This window comes from Lysobacter sp. Soil_C_15 (genome assembly GCF_057657315.1).
In genome coordinates, this window is sequence record NZ_JBDGIR010000006.1 from 248,361 (window position 1) to 259,765 (window position 11,405).

The 11,405-nt window shown below is 70.9% G+C and carries 12 protein-coding genes; 5 read left to right on the top strand and 7 right to left on the bottom strand.

Features of this window, described 5'->3' with window-relative positions; translation table 11 throughout:
- Nucleotides 1–130 precede the first annotated feature (130 nt).
- Together AC3A57_RS15900 and sigJ are read left to right on the top strand one after the other, a co-directional pair.
- Complete coding sequence (locus AC3A57_RS15900) at nucleotides 131–574, top strand: carboxymuconolactone decarboxylase family protein (protein ID WP_487579805.1); 444 nt, start codon at nucleotides 131–133, stop codon at nucleotides 572–574.
- 94 nt (nucleotides 575–668) lie between these two features.
- Nucleotides 669–1,556 carry an RNA polymerase sigma factor SigJ gene (gene sigJ / locus AC3A57_RS15905; protein WP_487579806.1) on the top strand — a complete coding sequence of 296 codons (888 nt, stop codon included), beginning with the start codon at nucleotides 669–671 and terminating at the stop codon, nucleotides 1,554–1,556.
- A 320-nt stretch (nucleotides 1,557–1,876) separates the two neighbouring features.
- On the opposite strand, the gene AC3A57_RS15910 is transcribed toward sigJ, so the two are convergent.
- The 5 genes from AC3A57_RS15910 to AC3A57_RS15930 form a co-directional block, all read right to left on the bottom strand.
- A complete protein-coding gene (locus tag AC3A57_RS15910; protein ID WP_487579807.1) occupies nucleotides 1,877–2,575 on the bottom strand; it encodes a helix-turn-helix transcriptional regulator in 699 nt (232 codons plus the stop codon).
- A 61-nt stretch (nucleotides 2,576–2,636) separates the two neighbouring features.
- The gene (locus tag AC3A57_RS15915) at nucleotides 2,637–3,896 is read right to left on the bottom strand and encodes an NIPSNAP family protein (protein WP_487579808.1); all 1,260 of its coding nucleotides are present in this window, start codon (nucleotides 3,894–3,896) and stop codon (nucleotides 2,637–2,639) included.
- A 61-nt stretch (nucleotides 3,897–3,957) separates the two neighbouring features.
- On the bottom strand, nucleotides 3,958–4,569 hold the full coding sequence (locus AC3A57_RS15920; protein ID WP_487579809.1) for a hypothetical protein: 612 nt from the start codon (nucleotides 4,567–4,569) through the stop codon (nucleotides 3,958–3,960).
- Nucleotides 4,570–4,902: 333 nt separating this feature from the next.
- Nucleotides 4,903–6,411: an ATP-binding protein gene (locus AC3A57_RS15925; RefSeq protein ID WP_487579810.1), complete on the bottom strand. Its 1,509-nt coding sequence runs from the start codon at nucleotides 6,409–6,411 to the stop codon at nucleotides 4,903–4,905.
- A gap of 2 nt (nucleotides 6,412–6,413) precedes the next feature.
- Nucleotides 6,414–7,079, bottom strand: a complete 666-nt coding sequence (locus AC3A57_RS15930) for a response regulator transcription factor (RefSeq protein ID WP_221670715.1) — start codon at nucleotides 7,077–7,079, stop codon at nucleotides 6,414–6,416.
- Nucleotides 7,080–7,294: 215 nt separating this feature from the next.
- On the opposite strand from AC3A57_RS15930, the gene AC3A57_RS15935 reads away from it, so the two are divergent.
- On the top strand, nucleotides 7,295–7,819 hold the full coding sequence (locus tag AC3A57_RS15935) for an N-acetyltransferase family protein (protein WP_487579811.1): 525 nt from the start codon (nucleotides 7,295–7,297) through the stop codon (nucleotides 7,817–7,819).
- Between the two features lies 1 nt (nucleotide 7,820).
- On the opposite strand, the gene dinB is transcribed toward AC3A57_RS15935, so the two are convergent.
- Both dinB and AC3A57_RS15945 read right to left on the bottom strand, forming a co-directional pair.
- Nucleotides 7,821–8,957, bottom strand: coding sequence for a DNA polymerase IV (dinB, locus tag AC3A57_RS15940; RefSeq protein ID WP_487579812.1), 1,137 nt, complete (start codon nucleotides 8,955–8,957; stop codon nucleotides 7,821–7,823).
- 47 nt (nucleotides 8,958–9,004) lie between these two features.
- Nucleotides 9,005–9,457 carry a hypothetical protein gene (locus AC3A57_RS15945; protein ID WP_487579813.1) on the bottom strand — a complete coding sequence of 151 codons (453 nt, stop codon included), beginning with the start codon at nucleotides 9,455–9,457 and terminating at the stop codon, nucleotides 9,005–9,007.
- 209 nt (nucleotides 9,458–9,666) lie between these two features.
- Here AC3A57_RS15945 and AC3A57_RS15950 point away from each other — a divergent pair, with 209 nt between their 5' ends.
- Both AC3A57_RS15950 and AC3A57_RS15955 read left to right on the top strand, forming a co-directional pair.
- Nucleotides 9,667–10,155 carry a hypothetical protein gene (locus AC3A57_RS15950; RefSeq protein WP_487579814.1) on the top strand — a complete coding sequence of 163 codons (489 nt, stop codon included), beginning with the start codon at nucleotides 9,667–9,669 and terminating at the stop codon, nucleotides 10,153–10,155.
- Nucleotides 10,156–10,232: 77 nt separating this feature from the next.
- A complete protein-coding gene (locus tag AC3A57_RS15955; RefSeq protein ID WP_487579815.1) occupies nucleotides 10,233–11,276 on the top strand; it encodes a class 1 fructose-bisphosphatase in 1,044 nt (347 codons plus the stop codon).
- The last annotated feature ends 129 nt before the right edge of the window (nucleotides 11,277–11,405 follow it).

The window sequence follows — 11,405 nt, forward strand, 5'->3', positions numbered from 1 at the left end:
GTAGCGCGGGCATCGCCGCGGCTCACGTCGCCCCCACAGGCGCGGGAAATTTTTCCGCGGGGATGTCACACGCCGGCGGGCTGGATCGTCGAACCGGTGTCAGCCCATCCAAACCATGCCGGAGCGCCCCATGAGCCAGACCGACGCCATCAAGTACGAACGCGAAATCCCCGAGATCCTCAGCCAGCTCGGCGCCGTCCACGGCAGCGTCCAGGCCGCGATCGACCAACGCGGGCTGCCGCGCGCGGTCTACCATCTGATCCAGCTGCGCGCCTCCCAGCTCAACGGCTGCGCCTTTTGCATCAGGATGCATCTGCGCGAGGCGCGCGCCGACGGCGAAACCCAGGCCCGCCTGGATCACCTGACCGTGTGGCGCCACGTCGGCGACTTCAGCCCGGCCGAACGCGCCGCGCTGGCCTGGACCGAGGCGCTGACCCGGATCGAAGAGCGCAGCGACTACGCCGCGTTGCGCAGCGAACTGCGCGCCCACTACGACGATGCCCAGATCGGCGCGCTGACCTCGCTGGTCGGCATGATCAACCTGTGGAACCGGCTGCAGGTCTCCAAGCACTGAACGCGGGACGCTGCGTACCGCGCGCTGCGGAGCCGTACGCGTCGGCAAAGGCCGCGGCGCTGGCTATCATCCGCGCCGCACCGAGGAATCGATCATGACCGCCGACGACGACCACCGCCTGTTCGCCCAGACCGCGCCGATGCTGACCGGCCTGGCCTACCGCATCCTCGGCTCGCGCGCCGACGCCGAGGACGCGGTCCAGGACACTTTCCTGAAATGGCAGAACACCGAGCGCAACGGCATCGACAATCCGGCCGCCTGGCTGACCACGGCCTGCACCCGACGCTGCATCGATCTGCTGCGTTCGGCCCACCGCAGCCGGGTCGACTATGTCGGCTCCTGGCTGCCCGAACCGATCCAGGCCGAGAGCGCCGACCAGCCCGAGCAGCAGCTGGCCCTGGCCTCGTCGTTGTCGACCGCGTTCCTGCTGTTGCTGGAGCGGCTGACGCCGAAGGAGCGCGCCGCCTATCTGCTGTACGAGATCTTCGAACAGTCCTATGCCGATGTCGCCCAGACCCTGGACATCGAGGAAGCCGCGTGCCGCAAGCTGGTCCAGCGCGCGCGCGAACATGTCGAACGGTCCAAGGTCCGCCACGTCACCCCGGCCGAGCAGCAGGAGCAGCTGCTGGCCGCGTTCGAGACCGCCCTGGTCGAGGGCCGCACCGCGCCGCTGGCCGCGCTGCTGTCGGAACAGATCGCCCTGCGCGCCGACGGCGGCGGCAAGGTCGCCGCGGTGGCCGAAGCCCTGCACGGCCGCGACGCGGTGCTGGGTTTCATCCAGGCCGTGCTGCACCCGGCCTGCCGCGACGACCGCTGGCTGTTCGTCGACCTCAACGGCTCGCGCGGCGTGATCCTGGAACGCGACGGCAAGATCGAAGCGGCGATCAGCTTCGGCTACGACGACGACGACCGCCTGCGCGACATCTTCATCATGCGCAACCCGGACAAGCTGGCGCGGCTGGAAGCGGTGCGGATCCGCTGAGGGACGGGGCTCGGGACTCGGGACTCGGGACTCGGGACTCGGGACTCGGGACTCGGGACTCGGGACTCGGGACTCGGGACTCGGGAAGAGCAAAACAGGGCGACTGTCGTTGCGCAAGCCCGTGCTGTTCCCCCCTTTGAAAAAGGGGGGTAGGGGGGATTTGCTCTTGATGTTGCATGCGAAAAGCAAATCCCCCGCGCCGCCCGTCCGATCGGACTTCGCGCTTGCACCGGGCGCTTGCCCCTTCTTGAAAGGGGGCAATGGTTCGCGACACGCCCCAAGGAAGCATCGCTTGGAGCACTTCAGTTCCGCCTCTGTGCCTACACCGGCTCCAATCCCTGCCCGCCTACCGAACGCAGGTAAGCGTCCAGACCGCGTTCGCGCGATTCGCCGAAGCGCTCGCCGGTGGCGGCGTAGTCGGCGATCCGGTCCGGGCGGAAGCTGCGGAAGCCCGTGCGCAGCCGGCACCAGGCGCCGAGGGTCCAGCTGCCGCCCCAGAACGACAGGCACAACGGCTCGATCTCGCGTTCGCTGCTGCGCGCTTCGCTGTCGCGATAGTTCAGGCGCAGCACCTGCTGTTCCAGCACCGCCGCATGCAGCGCGTCGATCAGGCCGCTGGCCTCGATGCGGTTGTCCAACTGCGGAGCGAAGATGCGGGTGCGGGCGCTGCGGGCGCGCAGCTCGGGCGGCAGCACCGCCTCGATCTTGAGCAAGGCGGCGGTGGCGCCGCGGCCCAGGCGCTCGCCGCCGAAGGCTCGCACGAAGCGCGTGCCGACCACCAGGGCCTCGAGCTCGTCGGGGTTGAACATCAGCGGCGGGATGTCCGCGCCCTTGCGCAGCAGATAGCCGACTCCGGCCTCGCCTTCGATCGGCACGCCGGAGCGCTGCAGGTCGGCGACGTCGCGGTAGATCGTGCGCAGCGAGACTTCCAGGGTCTGCGCCAGTTGCTGGGCGGTGATCGCATGGCGGCGGCCGCGCAGGGCGTGGATCAGCAGGAACAGGCGGTCGGCGCGGCGCATGCGGCATGATCCCGCGCCGCCGCGCCGCGCTCAAGCGCAGCGGTACCGCAGCGGCGCGGGTTCACCCGCGCAGCTCCGAACGCGGCGTGGGCGCCAAACGCAGCCACTCCGGCGGCCCGCGCAGGGCCTCGCGCTCGGCCTGGGCCCAATGCGCGCGCCACGCCGGGTCGGCCTGCAGCCGTGCCGCCGCGGACGCGTCTTCGACCCGCGCGAACCAGACCAGGTGCGGGCCGTCCTCGCGCACCGGCAAACGCGGAAACTTGTTCGGCGTGTCGTCGCTGAGGTACACGCCCAACAACTCGGCGCCGGACGCGCGCAGGGCAGGAGCGAACTCGCGTTCGAAGGCGCGGGCGAAGCCGGCCGCCGCGGCCGGAGCCAGGGCGCAGACGCCGGCGAGGATCAGCCCGGGTCGGGCTTCCACGGGCGCGCCCGGCGCCGGCCGCGTCTGCGCGGCCGCGGCGAAGCCCGCGCCCGGCCAGGCCGGCTTGAGCATCAGCACGTCGTCGCTGTCGACCATGGTCGCATTGGCCGCTTCGCGGTGGCGCCTCCAGGTCGGCCCGCCGTAGAAGCCTTCCAGCGCGCTGCGTCGCAGCGTGTGGTCGGGGAAGCCGCGGATCCAGGTGTAGCGGTCGTCGTCGTCGAGGTCACGGAACTGGCCGATCAAATGCATGCCGACCGCTTCCTGCGGCTCGACGAATTCGCGCTCGAACAGCTCGATCAGTTCCTCGCGCCGTCCCGGCTGCAGGCGATAGCGGCGTAGCTCGATCACTGCGTCCTCGTGCAGCAGGCGGCCGTCGTCGCCGCAGCGGCGCAGCCACATATGCCAGTTGGTTTCCCAACTGCGTCCGCCGTCGCTGGAGAACTGCTGGTGCCAATGCGCGGTGTTCGCGCTGATGCCGCTCCAGACGAAACGCGCCAGCACCGCGCGGCCGGCGTGTTCGAGTTCGCCTTCGAAGCGGCCGACGCCGTCGCGATAGCCGCCGACCACCGGCGGTTCGAGCACGCCGTCGTGGTTGCCGGCCCAGTAGATGCTCCACTGCCGCCGCACCGGATCGAACAGGCGCAGGGTCATGCCTTCGAAACGGCCCGGCGCGCCGGGTCGGTCCCAGTCGCTGACGAAGGCGTCGACGTTGCCGAGTCCGCCGAGTACCGGCGCGCAGGTCTGCAGCGCCGGAAAGGTTTCCCAGTCGTCGCTGCCGCTCAAGCGCTCGCGCAGGCGTTCGTTGCGCACTTGCCAGCGGCCGTGCAGGAAGTCGAAGTCGTGGCGGCCGTCGTCGCGCGCGGAGGCGGCGAGGGTCGATTGGGCTGCGGTGGCGGTCATGGCGCCGGTCTCCTGGTCGGGTCGGTCGATGGGGTCGGTCGATGCGGTCGGTCGATGCGGGTCAGTCGATGCGGGTCATGCGCATGACCCAGTTGGTTTCCCACGTGCGGCCGTCGTCGGGCGACAGCGCCTGTTCCCAGTGCACGCTGTCGGCGCGGATCTGCGACCAGGTCGCGCGCGCGCGCAGCATCCGGCCTTGGTGCGCTTCCAGGCCCTCGAACAGGCCGACGCCGTCGCGGAAGCCGCCGACCAGGGGCGGTTCGAGCACGCCGTCGCGGTCGCTGGCCCAGTACACGTGCCATTGCCGGCTCTGCGGCCGGTACAGGCGCAGGGCGAAGCCCTCGATGCCGCCGTTCCAGTCGGTGCGGTAGCGGTCGACGCTGCCCAGCCCGCCGAGCACCGGCCGGCATTCGTCGCTGGCTTCGAACTCGATCCAGTCGTCGCTGCCGGCCAGGCGCTGCGCCAGGCGCCGGTTCTCGACCCGCCAGCGGCCGTGATAGAAGTCGAAATCGTGGCGGCCGTCGCGCTCGCCATCGTCGCCGGTGCCGTTTGCGCTCGCAGCGGCGGCGGCGCCTGCGCCGCCGGCAACCGCGCCTGTCGGCAACAGCGTCGCCCACGCCGCGAGCTGCGCGCTCGCCCCCAAACGCAGGATCGTCCGTCGCTGCCGGTCCATGCCGCACCCCTCTGCCGTGCCGATCGCACCGCGACACTGTGCGCGGGGGCTGCTGCCAGCTTGTTGTCAGCAGGGCGGCGGGGAGGGGGATTTTCGCAATCGAAGCAAAAGCAAATCCCCCTGGCCCCCCTTTTTCAAAGGGGGGAATGCTTCGGGTGGATCCGCTGCGGTCGGGCTTCCACGACATCCACGGAGATCGCGAGGCCGCTACTTCCACCGCGATGCAGCTTGCTGTTCCCCCCTTTGAAAAAGGGGGGCAGGGGGGATTTGCTGTTGCTGTTGCTGTTGCTGTCGCCGTTGCCGTTGCCGTTGCCGTTGCTGTCGCCCCAGCGCTTAAGCCGCCGGCGGTCCCGGGAACCGCAGCCGCACCTCGAAGCCGCGGCCCGGGCCGCGCGGGTCGTCGCTGCCGCGCTCCAGGCCCGGGCCGCATTCGATCCGCGCGCCGTGGGTCTGGGCGATGCGCGCGACCAGCGACAGGCCGATGCCGCTGCCGCCGTCGGGGCTGCCCGGGGCGCGGTAGAAGCGGTCGAAAATCCGTTCGCAATCTTCCGCCGCGACCCCGCAGCCGCTGTCGGCGACGCTGAGTTCGACCGCGCCGTCGTCGCCGCGGGTGCAGCTGACCGCGATCTGGCCGTCGGCGCCGGCATGGCGCACCGCGTTGTCGAGCAGGTTGCGCAGCAGGATGCCGAGCTGGTCGACGTCGCCGAGCAAGGGCGACGGCCCGGTGCGCAGGCTGATCCGCTGGCGGCGCTCGCGCGCCAGGGTCTCGAAGTCGCGGATCACCAGCACGATCAGATCCGACAGGTCCAGCGGCTTGAGCCGCACCGACTCTTCGCCGGCGTCCAGCCGGGCCAGGTCGAGCAACTGTTCCGACAGCCGCGCCGCGCGCTGGACCCCGGCGTTGAGCCGCTGCAGGGCGCCGTTCTTGTCTTCCAGGGTGGTCGCGCGCAGGGCCAGTTCGGCGTGGGTACTCAGCACCGCCAGCGGCGTGCGCAGCTCGTGCGCGGCGTCGGCGATGAAGCGGCGCTCGTGCTGGACCGCGGCGTCGACGCGCTCGAGCTGGCCGTTGAAAGCGTCGACCAGCGGCCGGAACTCGCTCGGCAAGGCCTGGGTCGGCAAGGGGGTCAGGTCCAGCGGCTGGCGCTGGCGCAGGATGTCGCGCAGCGCGGTGATCGGCCGCAGCGAACGCCCGATCACCAGCCAGGTGGCCAGCGCGAACAACACCAGGATCAGCGCCGCCGCAAGCAGGCTGCCGACGATCCAGCCCTGCAGTTCCTCGATCGCCATGCGCTTGGTCCGGCCGACCTGCACCACCAGGCCGCGCTGCGGATCGGTCAGGGTGTAGACCTGCCAGCGCTCGCCGTCGATGATCCGGCGCGCGAAACCGTCCTTGAACTCAGGGTTGAGCGGCTGCAGCGGCGCCGCCGCGGAATACACCACGTTGCGGCCGTTGGCCCAGACCTGGAAGCTCATCTTGCGGTCGGCCTCCATCGGCAGCGTCGGCCGCGCCGGGTCGCGCGAGGGCAGGCGGTCCAAGCCTTCGGGCATCGAACCCAGCACCTGCTCGGCGATCTCGCGCAGCGAATTGTCGAGCATGCCGGTGTGCTCGCGGCCCAGTTGCCAGACCTGGCAGCTCAGCCAGACGAACCAGGCCAGCAGCACCGCCTTGATCAACACCCAGGTCAGTTTCCAGCGCAGCGAACGCCCGCCGGGGAATTCGCGCATCCGCCGGCAATGCTCGCGGCGCGCCTGGCGGCGGCGTTCGCGCCAGTCCGCGACATCGGCGGTGGCCGGGTCGGCCGCGCTCGCGTCCGCGGCGCCGGCAGGGCGATGGCGCCGCATGCTCAATTCGGGCCACCGCCGATGCGGTAGCCGTAGCCGTGCACGGTCACGATCAGCGGCTCGCCGAGCTTGCGCCGCAACTGGTGCACGTAGACCGCGATGGTGTTGCTCTCGATCGTGCCGGAGCTGCCGTACACCGCTTCCTCCAGTTGCTCGCGGGTGACCACGCGGCCCTGGCGTTCGAGCAACAGCATCAGGGTGCGGAACTCGTGGCCGCTCAGCGCGACCGGTTCGCCGTCGCGGGTCACCAGGCGCCGCGCCGGGTCCAGCACCACGCTGCCGCAGCTGAGCACCGGCGACACCCGGCCCTGGCTGCGCCGCATCACCGCGCGCAGCCGCGCGCCCAGCTCGTCGAGCTGGAAGGGTTTGACGATGTAGTCGTCGGCGCCGGCGTCGAGCCCGGCGATGCGCTCGCTGAGCTTGTCGCGCGCGGTCACGATCAGCACCGGGGTGGCGTCGTAGCGGTTGCGCAGGGTCGCCAGCACGCTCAAGCCGCTGCCGCCGGGCAGGCCCAGGTCGAGCACCACCGCGTCGTAGTCGTGATCGACCAGCGCGGTCTTGGCCAACGGCGCGTCGGCGACCCAGTCGACCCGGCCGCCGTCGTGGCGCAGGCCGGTGCGCACCGCCTCGGCGAGCATGGCGTCGTCTTCCACCAACAGGATCTTCATGCTCCGTCCGTCTGCGTCGTTGCGTCGCTGCACCGGACGCACTGTGCGCCGGCACGATTAAAAAGTTCTTAAAAGCCCGGGCGCAGGATGCCTTGGTCCGGGCCGAGCGCCCGCGGTCCGGCGCTCGCCGCCGATGCTACCGCGCCCGCTGCGCCCGGGCCGCCGGCGAATCCCGCTTGCGCCCTTTCAGTCCCCGCCTTTCAGGAGCCCCCGCGATGAAAGCCCAGCCCGCCGCCGCCCCCTCCGGCGCGAACGCCGCCGCCGGCCTGGTGGTCCGTCCCGTCCAGCGCCAGGACGCCGCCTTGCTGATCGCGCTGTGCCAGGAGCACATCGAACAGCGCGCGCTGGAACGGCGCCCCTATGGACCGCCGCGCAGCGATGCGCTGGAGCTGCTGGAAGTGCTGTTCGAGCCGCCGTACGCCGCCTGGGCCTGGATCGCCGAGGTCGACGGCCAGGCGGTGGGCTACGCCAGCGCCACCGCCGGCTTCTCGATGCTCGAACGCGCCTACTGCCTGCACCTGGACGACCCCTACCTGCGCGCGCCGTGGCGCGACCGGGGCATCGAGGTCGAGCTGTTCCGCCTGGCGCGCGAGGCCGCGCAGCGCTTCGGCTGCCTGAACCTGCAATGCCAGTCGCCGCTGTGGAGCGAGGCCGCGCGCCAGGTGGACGCGCCGCTGCGCGCGGTGCGGATGGACGCGGTGCGCTACGTGGTGCGGATGGAAGAACCCGCCGCGGCCTGACTCAGTCGCCGGCGGTCGCGTCGCGATCGTCGAACAGGTCCGACTGCGGCTGGGCCTCGTCTTCGCGCACGAACCCCGACAGGCCGACCCCGACCAGTCGGTAGCGGGTTTGCGCGGGCAGCTCGACCCGGCCGCGCAGCGCGGCGGCGATCCGCGCCAGTTCGTCCGCACCGGCCGGCGGCTGCGCAGCGGTCAGGCTGCGGGTGAGGATGCGGAAGTCGGCGGTCTTGAGCTTGAGCACCACGGTGCGCGCGATCCGTCCCGGGGTGCGCTGCAACTCGCGCCGGTAACCGTCCCAGGTCTTTTCGGCGAGGCGGCGGATGTCCTCGTCCAGCGCCTCCAACGGCAGATCTTCGGCGAAGGTGTCCTCGGACGAGATCTGCAAGGTCGGCCGCTCCGGCTCGACCGGATGCTCGTCGATGCCCTGCGACAGTTCGTGCAGGCGCCTGCCCCAGCGGCCGAAGCGCTGCTCCAGCGCCAACGCCCCCAGCGCGCGCAGGTCGGCGACCACCGCCACGCCGAGTTCGGCGAGCTTGCGCTCCATCACCTTGCCGACCCCGGGCAGACGCCCTACCGGCAACGGCGCCAGGAAGGCCTCGACCTGGTGCGGCTTGATCACGAACAGGCCGTCGGGCTTGTTCCAGTCGGAGGCGATCTTGGCCAGGAACTTGTTCGGCGCGACCCCGGCCGAGGCGGTCAGCGCGGTCTCCTCGCGGATCGCGGCGCGGATCGCTTCGGCGGTGGCGGTGGCCGAGGGCAGGCCGGTCTTGGTCGCGGTGACGTCCAGGTAGGCCTCGTCCAGCGACAGCGGCTCGATCAGGTCGGTGTGGCGGGCGAAGATCTCGCGCACCTGGCGCGACACCGCCTTGTAGCGGACGAAGTCCGGCGGCACGAACACCGCCTGCGGGCACAGCCGCTCGGCGCGCACCGCCGGCATCGCCGAGCGCACGCCGAACTTGCGCGCCTCGTAGCTGGCCGCGCACACCACCGAGCGCGCGCCGCGCCAGGCCACCACCACCGGCCGGCCGCGCAAGGCCGGGTCGTCGCGCTGCTCGACCGAGGCGTAGAACGCGTCCATGTCGATGTGCAGGACTTTGCGGCGCGGCGCGGATTCGGCGGTGGCGGCGGTCGGAAGCAAGGCGGCGTGGCGTCGGGCGACGCCGCCATGGTAGCGCCGCCGCGGCCTCAGGCTGCGACGTAGCGGGCTTCCAGCTCGTCGACCTGGTTGATCGCGCCGGAGTAGTAGCCGTCGTCGGCGGACAGGTAGTTGGCTTCGCCGATCTGGTCGACCAGGTACTGGTAGGCGGCGCTGACCGTATCGGTGTCCTCCCAGATCGTGGTCTGGCCGACGATCCAGCGATTGTCCGGATAGTTCGCCAGCACCGCCATGACCTGTTGCGCCGCGCCGATATCGAACCAGTTGTCGTTCGCGTCCATCAACGACAGGTGGATGCCGACCACCTGCGTGTCCTCGCCCTCGCCGCTGCTGGCGAGGATGCCGATGCAGGAGGTGAACTGGGTGAAGCGCACCGTGTCGACCACGTCGCCGCCCTCCGGCGGCACGCCTTGCGCACTGGCCCAGTAGCGCTCGGGGATGGCCAGCGGGTCGTCGTTCCATTGAAAGATCTGATAGGGCATGTCGGTGTTCTCCCATGGCGCCGCGTGATCGGGAGCGGCCTCCCGTTGCGGCACGACGCCGCAGACCGAACTTGTAGCGACGCCGTCGCGGCGGCGACATGCGGATCGCCCGCCCAGCGCGCTCGGGGGGCGCAGCCGGCGCGAAGCCCATCGCGATCGCCGCCGCGCGCATCGCTTCACGAATACGGCGCCGCAGCGTTCTGCCGGATATGAACTTCGTACTCACTCTGCACAGCGACGCCACGCGCGCCCCGCAACCCTGCTTCGCCGGCCTGCCCGAGCCGGACTCGCCCGAGTTCGAGTCCCTGTGCCGGTTCTGCGAGGAGCATCACATCGAGGTGTTGGCCTCGCTGCCGTGGGTCGCCGCCGAGGTGGCCGGCAAGGCCGGCTTCGGCGCGATGCTGGGGCTGGTGCACCGCCACGGCGGGCGCCGGCTGTACCTGCCGCGCGGCCGCGCCGCCTGTTCCTCGCGCATGGGCCTGCCGCTGGATCCGCTGACCCATCGCCAGTTGCTCGATCGCGCCAGCGCCGCCGGCACCATCGAGATTCCTTCGGCCTGGGGCGTGTTCGTCGGCCTGCGCCGGGTCGGCATCCGCGCCGCGATCCGCAGCGGCCGCAGCCTGCGCGAGGTCGCCCATGCCTTCGGCGTGACCGAGCGCCACCTGCGCCGCGAAGCCGACGGCCTGCGTCCGAGCTGAACGCGGGCCGGCGACGAGGCGCCGCGCGGCCCGGCATCGGCGACAATGGCGCCCCTCGCCGCCACCGCCCCGAGCCCATGTCCGCCGTACCCACGCCCAGCCCCAGCTCCGCCATCTCCCTGACCCGTTACCTGATCGAAGAACAGCGCGCCGGCCGCATCAACGCCGACCTGCGCCTGCTGATCGAAGTCGTCGCCCGCGCCTGCAAGACCATCTCGATCGCGGTCGGCAAGGGCGCCCTCGGCGGCGTGCTCGGCGACGCCGGCACGGGCAATATCCAGGGCGAGGCGCAAAAGAAGCTCGACGTGCTCAGCAACGAGATCCTGCTCGAAGCCAACGCCTGGGGCGGCCATCTCGCCGGCCTGGCCTCGGAAGAGATGGACACCTCGCATCCGATTCCCGACGTCTACCCGCGCGGCAACTACCTGCTGCTGTTCGATCCCCTCGACGGCTCGTCCAACATCGACGTCAACATCTCGGTCGGCACCATCTTCTCGGTGCTGCGCGCGCCCGACGGCGTGACCCAGGCCGAGGACAAGGACTTCCTCCAGCCCGGCACCGAGCAGGTCTGCGCCGGCTACACCACCTACGGCCCCAGCACCATGCTGGTGCTGACCATCGGACACGGTACCCACGCCTTCACCCTCGACCGCGAGGTCGGCAGCTTCGTGCTGACCACGCGCGACATGCGGATCCCCGAGGAAACCAAGGAATTCGCGGTCAACATGTCCAACCAGCGCCACTGGCAGCCGCCGATGCAGCGCTACGTCGCCGACCTGTTGAGCGGCAAGGAAGGCCCGCGCGGCAAGGACTTCAACATGCGCTGGGTGGCCTCGATGGTCGCCGACGTGCACCGCATCCTGACCCGCGGCGGCATCTTCAGCTATCCGCTCGACGCCAAGTGCGCCGACAAGGGCGGCAAGCTGCGCCTGATGTACGAAGCCAACCCGATGAGCCTGCTGGTCGAACAGGCCGGCGGCGCCGCCAGCACCGGCCGTCAGCGCATGCTGGAAGTGCAGCCGACCGGCCTGCACCAGCGCGTACCGGTGTTCCTCGGCAGCAAGCGCGAGGTCGAAACGGCGGTGCGCTACCACCTCGATTACGATGCTGAACAGGGATAGGACCGGGTTCCGCCCCTCACCGGGGGTCTGAACCCAGGCGGCCGGGCGCCCTCGGTCCGGCCGCCGCTTAGCACAAATTCTTACCGTATGTCGGACGCCCATCACATTGTCCGCACTCGGCTGTTATCT

Excerpts from the sequence above, each read along its gene's own strand:
- AC3A57_RS15945 (WP_487579813.1), bottom strand. The coding sequence starts at position 9,457 with ATGCCCTATCAGATCTTTCAATGGAACGACGACCCGCTGGCCATCCCC.
- AC3A57_RS15920 (WP_487579809.1), bottom strand. The coding sequence starts at position 4,569 with ATGGACCGGCAGCGACGGACGATCCTGCGTTTGGGGGCGAGCGCGCAG.
- AC3A57_RS15955 (WP_487579815.1), top strand. The coding sequence starts at position 10,233 with ATGTCCGCCGTACCCACGCCCAGCCCCAGCTCCGCCATCTCCCTGACC.
- AC3A57_RS15925 (WP_487579810.1), bottom strand. The coding sequence starts at position 6,411 with ATGCGGCGCCATCGCCCTGCCGGCGCCGCGGACGCGAGCGCGGCCGAC.
- AC3A57_RS15900 (WP_487579805.1), top strand. The coding sequence starts at position 131 with ATGAGCCAGACCGACGCCATCAAGTACGAACGCGAAATCCCCGAGATC.
- AC3A57_RS15950 (WP_487579814.1), top strand. The coding sequence starts at position 9,667 with ATGAACTTCGTACTCACTCTGCACAGCGACGCCACGCGCGCCCCGCAA.
- AC3A57_RS15935 (WP_487579811.1), top strand. The coding sequence starts at position 7,295 with ATGAAAGCCCAGCCCGCCGCCGCCCCCTCCGGCGCGAACGCCGCCGCC.
- AC3A57_RS15930 (WP_221670715.1), bottom strand. The coding sequence starts at position 7,079 with ATGAAGATCCTGTTGGTGGAAGACGACGCCATGCTCGCCGAGGCGGTG.
- AC3A57_RS15910 (WP_487579807.1), bottom strand. The coding sequence starts at position 2,575 with ATGCGCCGCGCCGACCGCCTGTTCCTGCTGATCCACGCCCTGCGCGGC.
- AC3A57_RS15915 (WP_487579808.1), bottom strand. The coding sequence starts at position 3,896 with ATGACCGCCACCGCAGCCCAATCGACCCTCGCCGCCTCCGCGCGCGAC.
- sigJ (WP_487579806.1), top strand. The coding sequence starts at position 669 with ATGACCGCCGACGACGACCACCGCCTGTTCGCCCAGACCGCGCCGATG.